The following is a 21,905-nucleotide window of genomic DNA, read 5'->3' as shown; positions in this document are numbered from 1 at the left end:
AGTCAAAAAGGAAACAAATCTTTGGAGGAAAAAATAGGGCCACCCCATGAAAAACAGAAAACCCCCGAATCGTCATCCTGAATTTACTTCAGGATCTCCTTAAAAATGGCGCGGCAAGTAAAAGATTCTGAGAAACGAGCTCCTTGTGGTCGCAAATCACTCTCTCAGAGAGACATCAAAGTGAAGGCCGCACGCTCACAAAAAAAGCCCCGAAAGACATGATTCGGAGCAATTTTTGAGGCAAATATTTGAAAAAATAATCAATGCAAAAGATCTAATATTCCTCCGGGCAGTTGATTGGGTTGAGCGAGAATAGCATTTCCTGCTGGTTGTAATATGTTCCCGTGGTTGTGGAACGCTGTTTCCACCCAAAGAGTTTCTGTATGAGTGACAGCGCTTGAGTCAGTGAAGGTTCCCTGCCACTTTTCGTAAGTAATGCCATTGAGCGATTCTGCAACGTTTTGGTCCGCGAGGCTAGAATCTACAAGCACTGTGTCAGCATTGCTGTGCTCTAGAAAAAGAGTATCATTATGCCCTATGCTAAAGACATCCTTAGCATTCAACAGGACAGCATTAACCGTATCCCCCTTAGTCTGGACATTCAAGTGATCAATATTCAATAAATGACCGATGGCATTGTCAAATGAAAACGGATGTAAGTTATCCGAGCTCAAACTTGAATCCGTTACGAACGTATTCATGCCTGACGCGCCATCAATATTCATCCCGACAAAACTGGTGTTCATTCCGAAGTGAATCACGTCATCACCTTGGCCTCCTACCACTGTATAACCGTTTGTATTATTTGGATCTTGCCATAAATGGCCCATGTAAAAGATGATATTACCAGCGGTCTCAATTCCCATGGTGTATGAGGCATTGGTCGCGCCATCTTTTACATTTCCTCCATAAAAAACAAGGCCAGACAAGGATCCTGCGCTGTTCATGGTATAGGAGTTACTGTCGCCGCCAAGGATATTGCCACCATAAATCGTCTCAATTGCCCCTTTGGGCACAATCGCCATGTCATAAATCATATTACTTCCCGAAATATCCTGACCTACAAATAAATTTGTAGCCTGTGTATCTGTGTCAAGAATTTGAGTGAAGTTAACCCACTGGAGCGTCGTAATCTGGGTCGTAACGCTTGTGTGTGTAAGGTTTGGTGTTAAGTTCTCACTTAAGACCAAATTCTCAAGATTCCCCAAATTATCCTGCATTTGAAGAGTGATGTGCCCTGAAGGATCAAAATTTGAAGCCTGAAGCCCTGATCCAGGGAGGAGTTTTAAGACGTTACCTACAATTTCAAATGCGCCCGTTGGATCATTTGCGATCACAAGCCCTGCTTGTGAGAGATTTCCCACAGCAGCACCGTCCCCTGCAAACGCTCCTCCTCCATTACCAAGAGACAAACCAACAGATTGCTCCGGAATCACCAAGGCGCTATCAATGCTGACTGCAGGATTGACCAGCAAATTAAAGGTATCTATGACCTGATTACCTTCTGCATTGGTCGCAACCACGCTGATGGCGTCTGCTTCTCCAGCGGCTGGCGCGTTGGTGATAAGAATAGAGTGAGAGCCATCCGGATTTGTTTGAAGACTGAGCCAAGAAGGTAAATTGGTGCTTCCCTTATAAAGCAAAGAATAACTAAGCGCATCTCCATCAGGATCAGCAAAAAGACCTGCAGGCACATTAATCGTTTGAGTAGACACGGCCCCTCCAACAACCATCTGATCTGCAATTTGAAGGGCTGCGTTGGCTGTGGGCATTTCTGTGGGATCATTATTGACATGAAGATTCAAAGCCATCGTATTAGAAACAGCACCATGGGAATCATAAGCTACGATTTTGAGAGCAATTGTGGGTGTTGTTTCAGAATCCAATTTCACGGCGGGAAGAAGTTCAAGAATATCATGCCCCTGACCATCACTGACCATCTGAAAACGAGAGTCAATTGTTACGCCATCACTTCCAAAAACCTTATAAGTGTGCGTATCCCCAACGTCAGGATCTGTAACTGTAAAAAGAGCCGTATGCGTGGTCGACGCTGCAACTGCACCCGCTTTTGCAGCAAGATCTGCCGCTGTTGTTGTGGAAACACTTGTAATTCCATGCGCGGGGCCAGCATGAGCAGCAGGAGCAGCAGCAGGGGCAGGAGCAGCAGCAGGGGCAGGAGCAGCAGCAGGCTTTAAAGAGCTAACCTGAGCACCGCTCAAAGCCGCAACCTGATCTGTTGTTAAAGCCCCAACCTGAGCACCACTCAAAGCCCCAAGCTGACCTGTTGTTAAAGCTTTAACCTGAGCACCGCTCAAAGCCGCAACCTGATCTGTTGTTAAAGCCCCAACCTGAGCACCGCTCAAAGCCCCAAGCTGATCTGTTGTTAAAGCTTTAACCTGAGCACCGCTCAAAGCCGCAAGCTGAGCACCACTCAAGGCCCCAATCTGATCTTTCGTTAAAGCGCTAACCTGAACATCACTCAAAGTCCCAAATTGAGTTGGTGTCAAAGCCCCAACCTGAGCACCACTCAAAGCCCCAATTTGACTTGTGCTCAAAGCCCCAATCTGAGTTGGTGTCAAAGCCCCAATTTGAGTTGGTGTTAAATTGGCAACGGCGGTCACCATTCCCGCATTTGAAAGGTCAACAAGTGCCCCTGCCGTATTCTCAAAAACCTGAATATCATAAGATCCATCCGGATTTCCGGCTTCATCAATTGTCAGGACGGGTACGTGGTTAGTGCCTGTAATCGTGACCATAATCTGATGAGTTGTGCCGTCAAAGGAACGCACCGTGAGCGTGTCAGTGAGACTTTGCCCCACTGAAAGCGCTTGGATGGCGCTTTGTTGGTCATTGGCTGTATAAACCCAGTTACCCACAGAATCTAGCGTTAAAGATCCGTAAGACCCCAATAAAGGGCTTGCAGATGTAATGACTTGGAAAGAATTTTGTCCATAATCTGGATCTCTGACCGTCAGGGCGCCAGTGGCCACCAAATCACCATTAATATTGACATTGACATCTTCTTGAAGGGCACCTGTGTCTTGGCCCCCTATAATAGCAGGATCATTCACGCCAGTTACGGTCACATTAATCGTCTGAGAGGCCGTGCCATCAAGAGAATTGACAGTCAGGGAGTCAACTGCTGTTTCATTGGCCGCCAAAACGATTGCTTTGCTGTGATCGAGATTGTACGTCCAGGCACCTGTGTTGCCATTGGGTGAAAATATGAACGTACCGTATTGCCCTTGTACCGTTTCTGAAGGTGTGCTGAACATACTCTGCCCATGATCAGGGTCAGAAACAGTGAGAGCGCCTGTAACAGCTGCAGGTGTAGCACTGTCTGTGATGGCACCTGTGGCATTTCCGGAAATTGTAGCCACATCATTTTGTCCATTAATTAAGACACTGAAAGCCTTTGTGATAATTCCACCGTGTCCGTCAGAGATTGTGGCTGTAAAGTTAAGCGTTAATTTGTCTCCCGCATCTAAGGCTGTAAATTGACCAGGTGCAATACTAAGTACACCATTGGAGAAGGATGCATTAACACTGCCCAGAGAAAATCCGGACGCGGTCGAAATTACACTATAACACGAGTTACGCAGTTTGCAGGAGAAGAGAGAAGAGATAAGGTGAGAGGGAATATTTATTAAATGAGAAGAAATGATGTCTCGACACAAATGCACAAAATCACTTTATCGTTCATTTTTACAAGCCAGCAGTGTGCGCTATTCAGGGTTGGCACTTTCGGAGGTGTCACCGATTCCATTGTCGCATGACAGCGTCAATCGATGGTTGAGTTCTAGTGCATTGCGTCCGAGCGGAGTGTGGAATCTTACTCAATCTCTTATTAACAAGAAAGAACCTTGTTTTTTAGTATGTGACGATACAATTTTGGATAAAAATCGGAGCGAGAAGATAGAGCTTGTGCATTATCAGTATTCTGGGAATGCCCATGATGTTATTGCGGGGATAGGTCTTGTCAATTTGGTATGGCATGGCCTGAGGAGTCATGACTCTATTCCTGTTGATTATCGTATTTATGATAAAGCCAGCGATGGCAAAAGCAAGAATGACCATTTCAGGGAAATGTTAAAGCTGGCTCAAGACAGAGGGATAAATCCGGATGACGTGGTTGCAGACGCTTGGTACTCGAGCTTGAATAATCTGAAGGCCATTGAATCCATAGGCTGGACATGGGTGATGGGGTTGAAGAAAAACAGGAAAGTGAATCGTGGAGAAACTCTTGAAAAGCTGGACATTCCAGATGAAGGACTGAAAGTTCACTTACGCGGATATGGATGGATTACTGTTTTCCGGTTTGTTGCCAAAAACGGTCGCACGGATTATATCGGAACCAATAGGGATAATCCCTCTCGTGATCATATTGAACTGGTCATGAAATCGCGTTGGAAAATCGAAGTTTATCATCGGGAATTAAAGCAAACATGCGGTCTTGAACGCTGTCAGTCTCGCACGGGACGAGCCCAAAGAAATCATATATTTCTTGCCATTTCGGCTTGGATTCAAAGATTTAAAAGACGACTTGCTGGAGGCTTCTCTTTTTATCAGCAGCAGTGGGATGTTATTAAGCATGATATCTCTAGAGAAATAACAAAACTCATGTCTTTCGCTTAGATTCCCACCCTTTTGCTGCAAACTGCGTAACTCGTGTATAAGAATTATAAACTATCCCCGTAATGACGGGATGATCACCAAGATCAGCATCCGTGATTGTTAACACATTCGACATATTAACGTTCATACTGCTGTCGTGCTCATTAAATGTGGGGGTTGTGGTATTCACAACAGCTATGGGGGCTCGATTTTGAATGAAAAGATTGACGGTCTCATTTGTGCATCCTTCAAGGAAGGTTTGCACATAATCGTGATAAACAATTCCCCCAAAGGTTTTATCAGCGGCTTGTGTCCAACCACCCGTACTCATCATACCACCTGCAAGAGATCCCATATTAATAATGTCATTTTGACCGGCCTTAATCACCATACTGTTGGCCATATGGGTGATAGAGTTGACACATCCATCACTGAAATTATCAACGCCTTGAGCATCCAAAAGGACGGTATGTGCTTTGGTGTTCATACCGTTATTGGTCAAATCCAGAACGTCAAACCCAAAAACAAGGGGACCTGAATGGGCAACACTGCCCCGCAGATCAATCGTGTTTTGTGAAGCCGCCGCCGTGCCAATAGCCACGTCTGACACATCCAATGTATTCAAGCCAGAGCTAAACCCAAAGTACGCAACGTCTGTGGCGTGGAAAACCACGGTCAAATTGGCGGCGCCTAAACCTTCAACAATATTTCCACCCCCGGATTCATCTACAAAAAAGGTATCTCCATAAGGAGAATAAACAATAATAAATTTATTCCCCAACGTTCCAATCAGATTTTGAATAATAGACGTTGAAACCGAGACCGTATCAATAACGGTATTTCCAATTGTGACCAAAGACATGACACCTACTCCCATAAAAAAACTGATGAACAATATTAATCACCATGATCTTTTTATTATGCTCTTTATTTATTAAAAAATAGTTAATATGTGAAGTGCGTGAAAAATAATTCTCTCTGCCAGTTACTTTTTGAAAAGAGAAATTTAATGTGATGCCTTTATTCGACAAACGAGAAAAAACCCCGGAGAAATTTGAATTCCCCCGGGGTTATGGGCTAAAAACTTCATACGAGCCGAAGCTTTCCTTAAAGTATCACATCAAGATGGTGCCCTCCCTGAGCCACCAGCGCAGCATCCAAGTTTGCAAAACTCAACGTAGTAGAAGGTGTCGAATCCCAATTCAACGTGTGAGCAAGGTTTTGAATAATGACCGAGCCATGAGTAGCAGGAACACCAAAATCAAGCTTGAGATCAGCGCCTGTAGAACTAACGGCAAAGTTTCCATTAGAGGTATCCAGGGTCCCTTCTTCAATCTGATATCCATTAGCACTTCCAAAGCTATAATTCACAGAGTCATCCAAAACAGAGCCCCCGGCATTTACGCCACTATTATCGAATACATCCTCAAATCTCAAAAGATCATTAGACGCATTGAAATTATTAATAACGTCGCTGGTTTCAGAAAAACTAGTCCCGGGCATAACGGTCGTGCTGGGAAGACTTCCTAGAGTGCTTGAGAATGGTGTTCGAACGTCCCAAACAAACACATCATTGCCGGAGGAACTTCCAACCATTAAATCATTCCCAACGCCACCATAAAAGAGATCATGACCGGTAGCGCTCTGAGATCCAACGATGTAGTCATTACCGGCACCACCATCAAGAGTATCTACACCAGCCCCGGCGAAGAGCACATCGTTGCCTAGACCTCCCAACATCATATCGTTTCCGGACCCACCATGAAGAGTATCATTTCCAGCACCTCCAGAAAGGAAACATCCCCCCGTCCCAGCGTACAGATTGTCTCCCCCTGCCCCTCCAATTAAGACGTCATTTCCAGAATCTCCGTAAAGGATCACTCCAGAAGTTCCGCCAGGCAACGCTACCAAGAAGTCATTTCCTCCGTTGCCATGAACGGTTGTGGCATCATGGGCATAAATGATGTCATTTTCAGAGGTTCCATTTCCAGATGTCTGATAGCCCCCTGAGAAATAATGGTCATGTATGAAACCACCCATCCCAAAGGGAGTGGAATAGTTGTTGAGAGAGTATCCTGCAAAGTAACTTCCAGCCTGCTCAACCGTGTGAACAGTTGCCAACCCGCCTTGAAGTGGGAATCCTGTAGGCAAGAAATTCATAGCGGAGTGATAAAGTGGGAAGGTGGAATTGTTATCTGTAATACCATTCACACTTAAAATCAGCGTATCAAAGACTGTGCAAGGTGCTCCGTTTTCGATAAATCCATTCGTGACGTCATAATTGAAGGTCCAAGAAGGATTGTCTCCACCATTTAAGAAAGCAATGGCCGAAGAGTTGACGTTAAATGTGTAAGTCCCGACGGTTGTATTAAAGTCTACCGTTCCCGCATCAATTGGATGTCCAGAAAGTGGATCGTTGAGGAAGACATCAAACTTGATGTGGCCGTCCATGCTAGAATTCGTATCCCCAGGCCCTCCATCCGTAATCCCATTGACACTCAAAATTGTCAAATTGGGGTGCTCAGAAGGTGTTGTGATATTGGAGAAAAGATTATTTTTACTAATGGCCGAGTTTGTCCCATCCGCAAGATGCTCGGGTCCAAAGTTCGTTAATGTTGTATTGTTGGGATCCAAAACAGGGCAATCGTTGTCTCCCGTAATTGTGATGTTCAATTGACCCGAGGCGGTGCAATCGTCCGAGCCAGAGCCATCATTGAGATTAAAGGTAAAGCCTAGTTTATTGGCACCTTCAGGCAATCCTTCCGCATCCGCTGTGTTCGTCCAGACATAATCTCCCGAAGAAAGCGTCACATCCAACTTGCCGATCAAAACCGAGTTATACAACACATCCAACACTTGATGACCTGCAGGTTGAATTGGATCCATAGTTGCTGTAAATCCAGTTGTCAGACCATTGGTGGCAGTCGGGGCAACCAGGGTTACACTGGCCACATGAACAGCATCTCCATCACTGTCTTGGGCGCCGGACTGAGCAATGAAGTTGGCGGAAACACCACTGGTGACCTCGTCCTCGATGGCTTTATCCGAAACCACACCATCACTGTAAACAGAGGAGGCTGTCGCAGGAGGGAAGTTCCCCAGTGTAATCTGGCACTGGTCATCGCCTGTGACCGTGATTTTTAATGTTCCGTTGGCACTGCAAGGATCGTCGTGTTGGTTATCCGCAATCACAAAAGCAAAGTGGAACGGATTGGCGCCCTCTGGCAACTTCTCCGCCTCAGGTCCATTGACCCAGTTGTAAGCCCCGGTTTTCATATCCACCGTCAGTGTTCCTACAACACCACTACCATCGGAGATCGTAATTGTATGAATCGCATCACCTGTCGTGGTATCGGTTGAATCGGATGGTGTTACACTCCAACCTGATGGCACGGCAGAGGTTAAACCCACAGACTGAACAACAATCTGATCCGTAGGATCACTATCCACAGCGCCTGAGTCGACAATTAGATTCCCATCGATGTTGTGACCATTGATCGCGGTCGCTACATCATCATCCGTTGAGACATTAAGCGTATCCGCCGTTAGCGTCATCACACAAGCCTCATCTCCTGTAATCTTGATATCCAAAGTCCCGTGTTTCGTACAGTCGTCCGATCCAGAACCATCGTTGAAGAAAATATCAAAACCAAAGACATGGGCGCCGACGGCAAGATCCTCCGCCCCAGCCCCATTGGCCCAGCTGGCAGCACCTGTTGTCAAATCCACTGTCAGCGTTCCCACCAAATGGCTCGCATCTTGTGTCGCACTGTCGTAAACTAGAATTGTCTTGATCGAATCCCCAGACGGATTTGTAGAAGTACCGACACTTGAGGTGAATCCAGTCGCCCCATTGAACTTGATGTCGCCCACGTGGATCGTGTCTCCATCGCTGTCGCTGGCACCAAAAAAGTTCACCAGGTTGCCGGAACCACCACTGCCCAGCTCGTCGTCATTAACTTGCGCTGTGAAAGTATCGCCGTTGAGGTTACTGTTTATCTGACCCTCGAGGAAGTTCCCAAAGGTAATCTGGCACTGGTCATCTCCTGTAACGGTGACTTTTAATGTCCCGTTGGCACTGCAAGGATCGTCGTGTTGGTTATCCCCAATCACGAATTTGAAATCAAACTCATTGGCGCCTTCAGGCAACTTCTCGGCCTCAGGTCCATTGGCCCAGTTGTAAGCCCCGGTAGTCATATCCACCGTCAGTGTTCCTACAACACCACTGGCATCGAAGATCGTAATCGTGTGAATCGCATCACCTGTCGTGGTATTGGTCGAATCCGCGGACGACTGACTTAAGTCAGAGGGCAATATCGAACTCAAGGCCACAGACTGAACAACAATCTGATCCGTAGGATCACTATCCACAGCGCCTGAATCGGTGATGAAGTTCCCGCTGATGTTGGGAATAACTGTTACACCATCGGTCCCCTGGTGGATATCATCATCCGTTGAGACGCCAAGATTCTCACTCTTCAGCGTCATCACACAAGGTGCATCTCCATTAATTGCAACGTTTAATTGAATGCTGGCGGTGCAATCGTCCGAGCCAGAGCCATCATTGAGATTGAAGGTAAAGCCTAGTTTATTGGCACCTTCAGGCAACCCTTCCGCATCCGCTGTGTTCGTCCAGACATAATCTCCCGAAGAAAGCGTCACATCCAACTTGCCGATCAAAACCGTATTATAGAACACATCCAACACTTGATGACCTGCAGGTTGAGTTGCATCCAGACTGGCCGTAAATCCTGTTGGCAAGTTTGTCGCAGACGCACTGGCCACATGAACCGCATCTCCATCGCTGTCTTTAGCGCCGGAATCTGTAATCACGTTACCAGAAACATTGCTACCCGCTTCATCATCCACAGCCCCATAAATGGCACCATTATAATAATCAAGAGGCGCCGCATCTCTCCCCTCAAAGTTCCCAAAACTGATCTGGCATTGATCATCCCCGGTCACCGTGATGTTCATCGATCCTTCAACAGGATTGCAATCGTCGGCGTTGGCATTGGCATCGGCCACCACATACTTAAAGGCAAATGCATTGGCGCCCTCAGGCAACTTCTCGGCCTCAGGTCCATTGACCCAATTATAATCCCCGGTTTTCATATCGACCGAAAGCGTTCCCACAACACCACTGACATCGGAGATCGTAATCGTGTGAATCGCATCACCTGTCTTGCTATCGGTCGAATCTAAGGTCTCCTGACTCAAACCCGAGGGTAATGTCGAGCTCAAGTCCACTGACTTCAGCACAACAAAGTCATTATCGCTGTCACTGGCACCTGTCAGGAAGTTTCCAGAAGCCGTTGATCCGTTCTCATCATCAACCTCACTCCCGGGCTTGCCCAACGTAATCACACAAGGTGCATCCCCGGTCACCGTGATGTTCATCGATCCTTCAACAGGATTGCAATCGTCGGCGTTGGCATTGGCATCGGCCACCACATACTTAAAGGCAAATGCATTGGCGCCCTCAGGCAACTTCTCGGCCTCAGGTCCATTGACCCAATTATAATCCCCGGTTTTCATATCGACCGAAAGCGTTCCCACAACACCACTGACATCGGAGATCGTAATCGTGTGAATCGCATCACCTGTCTTGCTATCGGTCGAATCTAAGGTCTCCTGACTCAAACCCGAGGGTAATGTCGAGCTCAAGTCCACTGACTTCAGCACAACAAAGTCATTATCGCTGTCACTGGCACCTGTCAGGAAGTTTCCAGAAGCCGTTGATCCGTTCTCATCATCAACCTCACTCCCGGGCTTGCCCAACGTAATCACACAAGGTGCATCCCCGGTCACCGTGATGTTCATCGATCCTTCAACAGGATTGCAATCGTCGGCGTTGGCATTGGCATCGGCCACCACATACTTAAAGGCAAATGCATTGGCGCCCTCAGGCAACTTCTCGGCCTCAGGTCCATTGACCCAATTATAATCCCCGGTTTTCATATCGACCGAAAGCGTTCCCACAACACCACTGACATCGGAGATCGTAATCGTGTGAATCGCATCACCTGTCGTGGTATTGGTCGAATCCGCGGACGACTGACTTAAGTCAGAGGGCAATGTCGAACTCAAGGCCACAGACTGAACAACAATCTGATCCGTAGGATCACTATCCACAGCGCCTGAATCGGTGATGAAGTTCCCGCTGATGTTGGGAATAACTGTTACACCATCGGTCCCCTGGTGGATATCATCATCCGTTGAGACGCCAAGATTCTCACTCTTCAGCGTCATCACACAAGGTGCATCTCCATTAATTGCAACGTTTAATTGAATGCTGGCGGTGCAATCGTCCGAGCCAGAGCCATCATTGAGATTGAAGGTAAAGCCTAGTTTATTGGCACCTTCAGGCAACCCTTCCGCATCCGCTGTGTTCGTCCAGACATAATCTCCCGAAGAAAGCGTCACATCCAACTTGCCGATCAAAACCGTATTATAGAACACATCCAACACTTGATGACCTGCAGGTTGAGTTGCATCCAGACTGGCCGTAAATCCTGTTGTCAGACCATTGGTGGCAGTCGGGGCAACCAGGGTTACACTGGCCACCTGAACAGGATTATTATCACTGTCTTTAGCGCCGGAATCTGTAATCACGTTACCAGAAACATTGCTACCCGCTTCATCATCCACAGCCCCATAAATGGCACCATTATAATAATCAAGAGGCGCCGCATCTCTCCCCTCAAAGTTCCCAAAACTGATCTGGCATTGATCATCGCCTGTAACGGTGACTTTTAAGTCACCAGTTGCGGTACACGCATTAGTCCCTGCGCTATCGGCCAGGACGTAACTAAAATCAAATACATGAGCTCCAACAGAAAGATCTTCAGCGGCAGGTCCATTCGTCCACGCATAATGTCCAGCATTTATTCCTGAAAGGGTGATCGCCAAAGTTCCCACCAGATTGGAGTGGATGTCAAAAATCTTAATTGTCTCAACACCGCCCGTAGTTAAGGAGGTGGAAGTGAAATTACTAACTGTGCCCAAGGTCACGCTCTGCACCTGAAGAGGATCTGCGTCACTATCATGGGCATGAGAATCTGCAATCAGATTTCCCGTTGCCATGCTGGTTGACTCATCATCTAATCCCTGAGCCAATTTTCCAGATCCGTCTCCACAATCGAATGTAATCTTACAGTCTGTCTTCCCATCAATGATGATAGTTAAAACGCCAGGAGGGCAACTACCTCCGGTACCATCACAACCAGCAGCGCCCTCGCCTTTGTCATGAGGGTCGACGTTAAATGTGAGGACGAGCTTATCTCCGTCATTCAGGAAATTTGTCCCGGCATTGTCCACCAAAAAGCTATAGGTCCCATCGGGTTTCATGGTCAATGTACCATAGGCCGTCTTCACCACAAGTCCGTTCGGATCTGAATCTGAAACGGAAATGGGGGAGTTGTTTACCTTCCCTCCCACCAAAGTGACGCCATCAATTGTCACAGGATTTTCACCATGGTCGGGGTCAGAGAAGACGATCTTTCCAGTCACTGGCGTTATGGCATCTTCATTTGTTCCTTGAGAGAGTTGACTTTGAGTGGCAACAACAGCGGGACAATCATCCTTCCCATCAATTGTGATAGTTAAAACGCCAGGAGGGCAGCTACCTCCGGCACCATCACAGCCAGCAACGACCTCGCCTTTGTCATGAGGATCGACGTTAAACTTAAGAATGACTTTGTCCCCCTGCGCCAATTGATTGGCAATTGTGTTGTTGACAGTAAATTTATAACTCCCGTCACTCCCCATGATGAGCGTTCCGTAGTTCGTCACAATCTGAGAACTCGTCGCGGAAGTCACACTCAAGGCCGTGGCTCCCGAAGGAACAGAAGAACTTGCCAAAGTGACGCTATCAATTGTCACAGGATTCTCGCCATAATCCGGATCCGAAAAGACGATTTTTCCCATCACTGGCGTTGTGGCATCTTCATTTGTTCCTTGAGAGAGTTGACTTTGATTCGCAACAACAGCGGGACAATCATCTAATCCCGTAATCGTGAGGGTATCCGTTGAGATATCTGTATTTCCTAGAGAATCTTTCACAGTATATCCCACCACGAGCTGTATTTTGTCTCCGCCCCTGAGGTAATTGAAAAGATGATTGGGATCTGAGAAGGTCTCATTGCCGTTGGCATCAATGTGAAGAGTTGCCCACTGGCTCGTATCGCCCCCGGCATAGATTTTGATGTTGATTCCAGAGGGATTGTTGGAAAAAAGTTTTTGGGAAGTAAGATCTGTTGTAACCGTCTTTTCTCCTGAGCTTGTGGTAATAGTTACAGAATCAATGGACTTGACTTGATATCCACTGCCACTTCCTCCTGATGTATTGAGAAGAAGATTGGTTAAGCCCACAGAATGTGTTGTAATATTATAAACTTGATCTTCATTAAGTGTCTTTGACTCATTCCCATCCGACAAAGCCACGTGACATTGGTTTGACCCTGTAATTGTAATTGTTTGTGTTGAGCAGTCTTTATGCCCTTGGCCATCCTGAACTGTATAGCCAACAATGCATTGGACGTTTCCTTTATCGATGGAGTCAAAGAGATGATTAGGATCAGAAAGCGTCTGGCATCCGTCATTCTTAATTGTCAACGTGGCGCATTTTGTATGATCATTATCCACGTAGACCTTAATGCAAGCCTCATGATTTTTTGAATCGAATACCTTGGGAGATTTCCAATCGGTGGTAATCGTCTTTCCACATGTGCTAACAATTTTACAGGAATCAACGGACTTGATCCCATAATTATGATTCCCGCCCTCTGAATTCTTAATTAAATTATCCAAAGTCAAGCAATGACTCGTGAGAGAAACTTTTTCATCTCCATCCTTAAATGGGAGAGCTGCAGGAGCAGTATTTTTGGAAGGTAACGCCGGAGCTGGCTTACTCGCAGGTTTCGTGGCCGAGGGCGTACAGTTTGTTTTGCCCCCTGGCGTTGAATTAGAAGGAAGAGTTTGATGAGAGCGCGTTTTATCGGAACCAGATTTCTTAGACATAATACCACCTCACATTAAATAAAATTAACAAAAAATAGATTAACTTTCTAATCTCATCTTTTTATTCTACATAGATCCGGTTAAAAAATTATTAATGTTTAAATATTATATTTTTTTGTATATTATTTGTTGAAATTGACGTGAATGGGGGACGGATCACATTCAAGGATGAAGTTCAACAGGGTATAAATTTTTCTTAAAGGCCTCGAGAGGAGTGAGCCACTTGAGGAATTTTCGAGGGATCACTCCAAATTTACCAAAACAAAAGACGCTTTTTAAGCTGATTTATTGTGCAATTCAAAAAATTGCTGAAAAATGGACAGCGCCTTTGCAAAATGGGGCTTTGGCGATTTCTCAGTTCAACATATATTTTGAAGGAAGGCTCCAACTGAGGTCTATGTTTAATCGTTGACGCACTTAGTTGAACACTCTCAGTTTATCCAATATTATGAAGATCTTCTCAATCATCTTCCTGAGGATGAACCCGTTGAGTTTGCCGATGCCGTCCACCCCACAATGGCAACAAAAATAACCCATGGGTAGATTCATAAAGGGAAAGATAAGTTGATCTCGACCATTGCCTCTCGTACACGGGTTAATCTCTTGGGTTCCATTAATTTGGAAACGATGGATGTGACTATTGCAGCCCCTAAAACCATTGATAGCAAGGCCATGGAAAAGCATTTTGCCGCCTTGCGAAAGAAATATCCCAAGGCCCCAAAAATTCACCAGATTTTAGATAGGGGCCCTTATAACATCAGCAAAGACACAAAGCGCCGCTGAAAAATATGGGATCGTTCTTCATTATTTGCCGCCATACAGTCCAAACTTGAATCCAATTGAGCGATTATGGAAAGTGATGAACGAGTACGTACGCAACAATCGTGTCTTTCAAAGTGCTGCTGAATTTAGGGATGCCATTGACGCATTCTTTGCTACGTGGCCTCAAATCGCCAGCTCTATGGTTGACCTCATTAATGATAACTTTCAGATCCTTAATAAGGCATCTTCAAGTTAAAGGAGTATATATGAACCCGTACACCTTTTTGATGATTAAAAAGAGAGTCACGATGCTCAGAAAAATAAAGCCTGCGATAATGATTCCGATATTTTCAAAGGACCCTTGATAAAAATAGCCCGCAATCTGAAGACTGAGTGATGCAAAAATAAGGCGCCCCCCTTGAATGGCAGCGGTTATTCGTCCCTTGAATTGTGGCTTCATATTAAGACATAAGGGGTAGAGTAAATTACTGGGGATAATCTGGCCGATAATAAAGGGGACAAAAGCAAGTGTAATCAGAAGTGGACCTGGGGTCTCCAGAAAAGCGACCCAAGCCACACAAATGAAAGCGATGATAGAGATTTGGTTGGAAAGGGTGAGCATTTTCTTCTGATCGTAGCGTGATATAATGAAACCCAAAAGAAAGCTTCCGAGCCCAAAAACCAAGGCCAATCCCCCTTGATAATAACCAAAGTGGGAAAGGCTGACTCCCAAATCTTCCATATAAAGGAGGGGTGACATCCCCACAAAAATCCAATAGGGCACAAATAAAAAGACAAAATTCACGATCAAAAGCATGAGGGGTTTTGATTGGAATATCGGTATATATCCTTGAAGGGAGAGGGGGGCTTTATTTTCAGATTGTTTATGATGAGGGATAAAACACACAGTCATTACGAACACCAACAGCCCTAAAATAAGAAGCGCAGTAAAATTTCCCTCCCAATGAAAATAGAGAGTGATATAGCTCCCCAGCACAGGTGCTGCCCCCACAGAGGCGTTCATGACGCCATTTAAGATCGCCATTAAGACTTGTTGTTGTTTGAGGGGATAACTATCCGCAATAATTAAAAAGCTGAGGATTGCAGGTGCAGCAATGCCTATGCCTTGAAGAAATCTTCCACCAAGAAGTAATGGATAGCATCCCGTCCCTAAACATAGGAGACTTCCAATAATAAAAATCAAAAGACCCAGTAAGATGATGGGTTTTCTGCCATAGCGATCAGCAAGCCCTCCCACAATAAAGAGGCTTAGGCAATAGCCTGCAAAGTTAATGGAGAGTAAGGCTTCAACCCAAAATGGAGAGAGATTAAAATGACTTTGTAGTTCAGGAAAACTGGGGACAAAAAGATCAAATTCTGTCCCGGCCAAAAGATCCATCAAAATGATGGTGGCTAAAATTGAAACCTTTGAAAATCTACTTGTAAACAACCTCAAGGATTTCATAAGAGCGCATTCCTCGACCTGGCGTTGAGACCTCGCACGTATCGCCTACAGATTTTCCAATAATTGCGCGTGCCAAAGGAGAGGTGTTAGAAATTAGTCCCAATTTAAGGTCGGCTTCATCAACCCCCACGATTTGATAAGTGATTTCTTCTCCTGTTTCGTCATCCACCATTTTGACTGTTGCGCCAAATTTCACATCCTGACCACTGAGACTGGCCACATCAATGACTTGTGCCCGAGAAATTTTATCCTCAAGAACTTGGATGCGCCCTTCAATAAAACCTTGTTTGTCTTTTGCCGCGTGATATTCCGCATTTTCTGAAAGATCCCCATGCTCGCGGGCATCCGCAATGGCTTTAATCACGGCGTGGCGCTCAACAGATTTTAAATAATGAAGCTCATCCTGCAAACGCTGTAGGCCGTTTGCGGTCATTGGGGCCTTTTCCATAAAACACGTATTCCTTATCAATCAAATCAAGTTAGAGTTCGTTTCTGAAAAGAACTCTAACATAGGAAATTTGAGATGCAAGACTTAGTTTTTGAGAGACTAAAGCGTTCCGTTGGCAGATTTTTGAAACTTCGGGTATCGAGAAATGCGTTCTGTTAAAAGCGCGAAGAAGGCCTCATGTTTGACTTTGTTCATGACAAGAGCATTTGGCTCTTTTCCAATTTTATTCCACCAATCGACAGTCGAGCGTCCAGAGTTGATCGTATCTGAGGTGTCGATTTCAACATAAACATTACGCCCTTCGTAAAGGGAAGGGTTAATCAAATACGCAATACAATTCACATCATGAAGAACCTTTCCAGTCCCCTTCGTGCCAGGTTCAGCATAGGCGCCGGGTTTGAAAGCATCAGAGAGAATGTCCACCAAAGCTTGCGCCACAGGCGAATTTAAAGCTTCAATTTCATCTACCCACTTTTTATCAAATTCGGTTTGGCGGGTCACATCCAATCCAAACATGACGATGGGAATTTTGGAGGTAAAGACGACGTGGGCTGCCTCAGGATCGCAATAAAAATTATATTCGGCCGCGGGCGTAATATTTCCAAGCCCAATTGCGCCCCCCATTAAAACAATTTTCTGAATTTTAGCGGCAATTTGTGGCGACATAATCAAAGCGGTGGCCATATTCGTAAGGGCCCCCGTGCAGACCATAATGATATCGCCCGTTGAATTTTCAAGGGTGCGAATAATAAAATTCACGGCATGTTCATCTTGCAAAGGCATAGTAGGGGCGGGAAGTTTAGATCCACCAAGGCCTGACTCGCCATGAATATCTGCGGCCGTATATGCTGTGTCTTCAACGCTTTCAGGGGCAAATCGATTGAAAAGGCTGCGCGGGCATCCTGCAAAAACTTTCATGTCTAATCTTCCCGCAACTTCACAAACTCTGCGGGCATTGAGTTGGGTTTTATACAAAGACACATTTCCAACATTGGTCGTGACGCCTAAAACTTCAACTTCGGGAGAAGTTAATGCCATCAAAATGGCGACCGCATCGTCAACGCCAGGATCACAATCAATAATAATTTTTTGTGTCATTTTATTTTCCCTTATGAAGCCTGTTGTAATTTTTTAGTCTTCCCATAACTTTCAATCAAAGTTGTCAAAAGCGTAAAAAATCCATGAACATCGACTTTGTCGAAAACATGGGCATTGATTTCAAGGCCCCGTCTGTCCCAAAAATCAATGATGGATCGACCGCCTGTGATGCCATCCGTCGTATCAATTTCGACATGAACATCTTTGCCTTGGAAAAGTTTGGGTGCGAGTAAATATCCAATGACGCAAGGATCATGAAGGACGCCCCCGCTTGTGCCAAAATGTTCGGTGTCATAGACATGGAAAAATGAGAGCATTTGATAAACGGCGCGACTCACGGGATTGCCAAGGTCATGAATGCATTCAAGCCAATCGCGACTTGTGACTACATTGTGGGTTAAATCAAGAGACATTAATTTAATTTTTTTGCCCGAGCTAAAAACAATACGAGCGGCGTGGGGATCGCAGAAAAAGTTATATTCAGCAGCAGGCGTGATATTCCCCAATGTCATGGCGCCGCCCATGCTCACGATCTCATCAATATTGTGAAGAATGCGGGGTTCTTTCACAATGGCTGTGGCCAAATTTGTCATGGGACCCGTGGTTGCCATTGTAATGGGCGCTTTGGTGGACATGAGCGTATCGATTATAAAATCAACAGCATGTGTTTTTTGAAGTGGCATTGTGGGTGAGGGCAAATCTGCACCTCCCAAACCGCAGATGCCATGAACGACCTCTTCAGTTTTCAATTTTTTGAGCATGGGGCGGGGACATCCGGCAAAAACAGGAACATCCATTCGACCTGCAATTTCACAAGCCCGCCGTGCATTGGTTTGTGTAAATTCGGGGGCGACATTTCCAGCAACGGTTGTGACTCCCAAAACATTCAATTGCTCGGGTCTTGCAAAGGCCATCATGAGCGCAACGAAATCATCAACGCCTGGATCACAGTCAATAATCAAAGAACGTGGGTTTAAATTGTCAGCCATATCTCACTTTATTTGCATAAGACTCTAGGACATTCCCTAACCTATCGAAAAAAAAACTGCAAGACATGATTGCATTTTGTGCAGGCTCTATGTTCAAATGGCCCACATAAAAAATAATTTTGGCTTCACTACAGATTTTTGGGAGATTTACTACATGACTGTCTTTTATGCCCGTGATTTTGATAACCATGAGAATGTCGTTTTTTGTAACGATGAGGAGACTGGTCTGAAAGCGATTATTGCTATTCACAACACAAATCGAGGCCCTGCTCTGGGGGGGTGCCGGATGTGGAATTATGTGGATGAGCAAGAAGCAGTTACAGATGCACTGCGCCTTTCACGAGGCATGACGTATAAAGCTGCCATTGCCAATCTCAAATTAGGGGGAGGGAAAGCAGTTATTATTGGAAATTCTAAAAGAGATAAATCTCCGGAACTTTTCCGGGCTTTTGGACGTTTTGTCGAGAGACTCGGTGGAGATTATATCACGGCTGAAGACGTGGGGACTTCCGTTCAAGATATGTCTTATATCCATGACACAACATCTCATGTAGTAGGCCTTGATCTCTCCATTCAAGGTGGAAGCGGAGATCCCTCCCCTTTAACGGCTCTTGGTGTTTTTCAAAGTATTAAGGCCGCGGTTGCCTATAAGTTGGAGCAAAGTTCTCTTGAGGGAGTGACCGTTGCTGTCCAAGGTTTGGGTCACGTGGGGCAGCATCTTTGTGCGCTTTTGAAAGAAGCTGGTGCTAACCTCATCATCACAGATATTGATGCCGAATCTCTTAAAATTTGCGCTGAAAAATTTAAAGCTAAAACAGTGGCCCCTCACGAAATTTATGGGATTCAAGCAGATGTTTTCTCACCCTGTGCTTTGGGGGCTGTCATTAATGATGAAACCATTCCCCTCTTTAAATTTCCAATTATTGCAGGGGCTGCCAACAATCAGTTGGCCAGAGCGGAACATGGGGAGATTATCACAGAAAAAGGTATTCTCTATGCCCCCGATTACGTGGTGAACGCAGGAGGACTTATCAGCGTTTCTTATGAGGGACCCAATTTTGATCCGGACGTCGTCAGACGTCATGTCGAAGAAATTCACGATACCTTGCTCGTTATTTTCCGCAAAGCTGAAGAGCGTGGAATTTCCACAAGTGATGCTGCGGATCTATTGGCGGAAGAACGTTTTAAAAGAGTCAAATCTGAGGTATCCTCAAAAAAAGCCAGCTAATTTTTAAAACTCACCAGGAGGAAAATCGATATGTTTTATAGATTGTGCATCCTCTTCTGTTTGTTTTTTTACCCAGTCATGAGTTTTGCTGAGGATAAAAAAGAGGTTTCATCTCCAACGGAAACTGTAAAACAAAATTACAAAGTTGCCGTTTTTGATGATCCTCCCTTTGTCGTGATTCAAGATGGAAAGTATTCAGGTATTTCCATCGATTTATGGGAGATGGTTGCGGCTTCTTTGGGAATCCAATACACGTACTATCCCATCCCGACTAAAGACCCCATGGTGGCGCTTGATGCTTTGATTGAAAAGCAATACGATGTTCTTTTAGGCAGTGTCACACCTACGATTCATCAATACAAAAAAGCAAAATCCCTGGAGGGGGTCAGTTATTCACGTGCTTATTTTGTGGATACAATTGGTGCACTTGAAAATAAATCGCTCTCCCATTTTATTTTTATTACTCTCAAAATGCTTGCCGCAAGCGTTGGGTTTTGGGTTTTGATTTTAAGTTTTCTCTTTGTGCTTTATGTCATGATCTGGTGGAAATTTGAGCGTGAACGCATTCATGATGCTCCTCCCACACAATTGCCAACGACTTTTTTAAAAGGCATTCATTATACAATATGGTTACATTTATCGAGAGGTCATGGTGGAGTTCCTGAGACAAAGTGGGGGAAAGTATCTCTAATAGGTTGGATTCTTGGAAGCTATATTTCCATGCTTTTGGTCAGCTCAAGTTTCATTTCTTTTATGACATCGAATTTACAAAACTATCAAGCCAGATATTTAAAGATCTCAGACCTTGAGAAAATTCGTTTGGTGGCTGCAAAAAACAGGCTTTCTACGATTATTGCACAGAGTGCAGGGTTGTCGCCTCGAAAAATGGACACTTTCGAAGATGCTATTTTAGAACTTGAAAATAATCGTGCAGACGCGTTGATTGTCACAAGCTCTCATGCAGATTATTATTTGCGCGAGTCTGGAAATCAGGAGCTTTTTTTGGCGCCTGTGACAATTCAGTACCTTCTTTATTCTTTTGCTTTTCCTAAAGAAGGGTCCCTTAAAAAACAAGTTAATGAAGCACTTGTTCAATTTCATATCGATGGGTCATCTCAAGGAATTTGTAAAAATTATCTTTCCAAAAGTGTGACAGGCTGCCTTTAAGCGTGGCAAGAGGTGGAGCTAATATTTTGAGAGGGGTCGTGTTTTATCCTTGTTGAGTTTGCGGTAAAAAGCCTTCCGTCCTTTTAATGTTACAAACTGTTCAAGGTTGTGAAATGCCAAAGTTGGGTGTGTTGGATTTGTAACTTCAACAACTTTAATTGCTGCTAAAACATAAAACCAATAATCAATAGGCCTTTTAGTGGAGACCACTCGCCTTGACTTTTCAGCTTTAAAACCCTGCGCGAGCAAACGTTCTTCCAAATACTCTTTAAAATCCTTAAGGTAAAACAGTAAATCATCCGGCTTTTTGCCCCTGTAAAGACAGGGCAGAGGTCTTATACCTTCAATGAGCTCATTAAAAAATCTCGTTTTTCGTTGAATTTCAGCATTTCGTTTTTCTGGATCCATCTGGTCATAGGGCTTTTTTGCCTCTATGGTGGTGGAAATAGAGACTGTGGCCAAATACAACGCCGTGGCAAAACATAATTTTCTCATGCGCGCTCAATTCAGTTTTATTTTCTTAGATTGACCTCAAAAATTCTAGACACTCTTTCTTTTAAGGTCAATCTGTCTTACGAAATTGTGCGGGTTCATATAGAATGAGACTCAAGAGGCCTCGAGAATATGAGAGTGAATATAGTGCAAAGGAGTGAGGCCTTTCGCGGCGCGATGAGGCCGATAAGAATTATACTTTGAGACAGCTTGAGAGAGCTCAAAGCGCATAGAAGCTATGGAATCAGCCAGGAGGTTGTTTTGGTTGTAAAATTCCTCCCGGAATATTCGATTTCCCCGCTCAACGCCGCCGTTGTAAGTGGGCTTTTGGGGGGGCAGAACAATCAGCGGAATTCCAAGTTCTGCACAGGCTTCCTCAAATTCCGCCATTTTCAGGTTTCAGTTTCCTGCTATTCTTGTAATCGTTAAGATGATCTTGAACAGTTTCATAGCGAATCCGCAAAGCTTGAGCGATTTGCTTTTGAGTCCAACCTTCCGCATTTAACAAAACGGCTTTGATGCGATCAGCCACGCGACGATCTCTTTCTTTACTGTGCTGAAATTCTAGATCTTGTTTTTCTTTATGCGCCAGTTCAATTCTCATGCCCCATTTATACATAA

Annotated in this window: 13 protein-coding genes and 3 pseudogenes; 6 read left to right on the top strand and 10 right to left on the bottom strand. The window is 45.0% G+C overall.

Going from position 1 to position 21,905, the window contains the following annotated elements; all coding sequences use genetic code 11:
* Window positions 1–260 precede the first annotated feature (260 nt).
* Window positions 261–3,683 carry a VCBS domain-containing protein gene (locus Bealeia2_RS00980; RefSeq protein ID WP_331255305.1) on the bottom strand — a complete coding sequence of 1,141 codons (3,423 nt, stop codon included), beginning with the start codon at window positions 3,681–3,683 and terminating at the stop codon, window positions 261–263.
* Here Bealeia2_RS00980 and Bealeia2_RS00975 point away from each other — a divergent pair.
* Complete coding sequence (locus tag Bealeia2_RS00975) at window positions 3,664–4,635, top strand: IS701 family transposase (protein ID WP_422388038.1); 972 nt, start codon at window positions 3,664–3,666, stop codon at window positions 4,633–4,635. The genes Bealeia2_RS00980 and Bealeia2_RS00975 overlap by 20 nt on opposite strands.
* On the opposite strand, the gene Bealeia2_RS00970 is transcribed toward Bealeia2_RS00975, so the two are convergent.
* Window positions 4,619–5,476, bottom strand: coding sequence for a hypothetical protein (locus Bealeia2_RS00970; RefSeq protein ID WP_331255304.1), 858 nt, complete (start codon window positions 5,474–5,476; stop codon window positions 4,619–4,621). The genes Bealeia2_RS00975 and Bealeia2_RS00970 overlap by 17 nt on opposite strands.
* A gap of 245 nt (window positions 5,477–5,721) precedes the next feature.
* Window positions 5,722–13,635: a calcium-binding protein gene (locus Bealeia2_RS00965; RefSeq protein WP_331255303.1), complete on the bottom strand. Its 7,914-nt coding sequence runs from the start codon at window positions 13,633–13,635 to the stop codon at window positions 5,722–5,724.
* A gap of 408 nt (window positions 13,636–14,043) precedes the next feature.
* Between Bealeia2_RS00965 and Bealeia2_RS00960 the strand changes: the two genes are divergently transcribed.
* From Bealeia2_RS00960 to Bealeia2_RS00950, 3 genes and pseudogenes are all read left to right on the top strand, one after another.
* On the top strand, window positions 14,044–14,178 hold the full coding sequence (locus Bealeia2_RS00960) for a hypothetical protein (protein ID WP_331255302.1): 135 nt from the start codon (window positions 14,044–14,046) through the stop codon (window positions 14,176–14,178).
* A 21-nt stretch (window positions 14,179–14,199) separates the two neighbouring features.
* A pseudogene (locus Bealeia2_RS00955) lies at window positions 14,200–14,485 on the top strand (transposase); the annotation flags it as partial.
* Between the two features lie 9 nt (window positions 14,486–14,494).
* The gene (locus tag Bealeia2_RS00950) at window positions 14,495–14,653 is read left to right on the top strand and encodes a hypothetical protein (protein WP_331255301.1); all 159 of its coding nucleotides are present in this window, start codon (window positions 14,495–14,497) and stop codon (window positions 14,651–14,653) included.
* Here the strand turns inward: Bealeia2_RS00950 and Bealeia2_RS00945 are convergent.
* The 4 genes from Bealeia2_RS00945 to Bealeia2_RS00930 form a co-directional block, all read right to left on the bottom strand.
* Window positions 14,645–15,847, bottom strand: coding sequence for an MFS transporter (locus Bealeia2_RS00945; protein ID WP_331255300.1), 1,203 nt, complete (start codon window positions 15,845–15,847; stop codon window positions 14,645–14,647). The two genes, Bealeia2_RS00950 and Bealeia2_RS00945, sit on opposite strands and share 9 nt — an antisense overlap.
* Window positions 15,834–16,310, bottom strand: a complete 477-nt coding sequence (greA, locus tag Bealeia2_RS00940; protein ID WP_331255299.1) for a transcription elongation factor GreA — start codon at window positions 16,308–16,310, stop codon at window positions 15,834–15,836. Before greA ends, Bealeia2_RS00945 begins: the two co-directional genes overlap by 14 nt.
* A 99-nt stretch (window positions 16,311–16,409) precedes the next feature.
* On the bottom strand, window positions 16,410–17,408 hold the full coding sequence (locus Bealeia2_RS00935; protein ID WP_331255298.1) for a nucleoside hydrolase: 999 nt from the start codon (window positions 17,406–17,408) through the stop codon (window positions 16,410–16,412).
* Between the two features lie 11 nt (window positions 17,409–17,419).
* A complete protein-coding gene (locus Bealeia2_RS00930) occupies window positions 17,420–18,397 on the bottom strand; it encodes a nucleoside hydrolase (RefSeq protein WP_331255297.1) in 978 nt (325 codons plus the stop codon).
* Between the two features lie 154 nt (window positions 18,398–18,551).
* Here Bealeia2_RS00930 and Bealeia2_RS00925 point away from each other — a divergent pair, with 154 nt between their 5' ends.
* Both Bealeia2_RS00925 and Bealeia2_RS00920 read left to right on the top strand, forming a co-directional pair.
* On the top strand, window positions 18,552–19,625 hold the full coding sequence (locus tag Bealeia2_RS00925) for a Glu/Leu/Phe/Val family dehydrogenase (protein ID WP_331255296.1): 1,074 nt from the start codon (window positions 18,552–18,554) through the stop codon (window positions 19,623–19,625).
* 78 nt (window positions 19,626–19,703) lie between these two features.
* Window positions 19,704–20,792 carry a substrate-binding periplasmic protein gene (locus Bealeia2_RS00920; protein ID WP_331255295.1) on the top strand — a complete coding sequence of 363 codons (1,089 nt, stop codon included), beginning with the start codon at window positions 19,704–19,706 and terminating at the stop codon, window positions 20,790–20,792.
* Window positions 20,793–20,810: 18 nt separating this feature from the next.
* Here Bealeia2_RS00920 and Bealeia2_RS00915 read toward each other — a convergent pair whose 3' ends face one another.
* From Bealeia2_RS00915 to Bealeia2_RS00905, 3 genes and pseudogenes are all read right to left on the bottom strand, one after another.
* On the bottom strand, window positions 20,811–21,287 hold the full coding sequence (locus Bealeia2_RS00915; protein ID WP_331255294.1) for a hypothetical protein: 477 nt from the start codon (window positions 21,285–21,287) through the stop codon (window positions 20,811–20,813).
* A gap of 111 nt (window positions 21,288–21,398) precedes the next feature.
* Window positions 21,399–21,674 (bottom strand): annotated as a pseudogene (locus Bealeia2_RS00910) (integrase core domain-containing protein); the annotation flags it as partial.
* Window positions 21,667–21,888 (bottom strand): annotated as a pseudogene (locus Bealeia2_RS00905) (helix-turn-helix domain-containing protein); the annotation flags it as partial. The pseudogenes Bealeia2_RS00905 and Bealeia2_RS00910, both read right to left, overlap by 8 nt.
* Between the last annotated feature and the right edge of the window lie 17 nt (window positions 21,889–21,905).

Origin of the sequence: Candidatus Bealeia paramacronuclearis (assembly GCF_035607555.1) — a bacterium.
Classification (GTDB): Bacteria; Pseudomonadota; Alphaproteobacteria; order UBA9655; family UBA9655; genus Bealeia; species Bealeia paramacronuclearis.
This window is presented reverse-complemented; position numbering and strand designations above follow the sequence as displayed.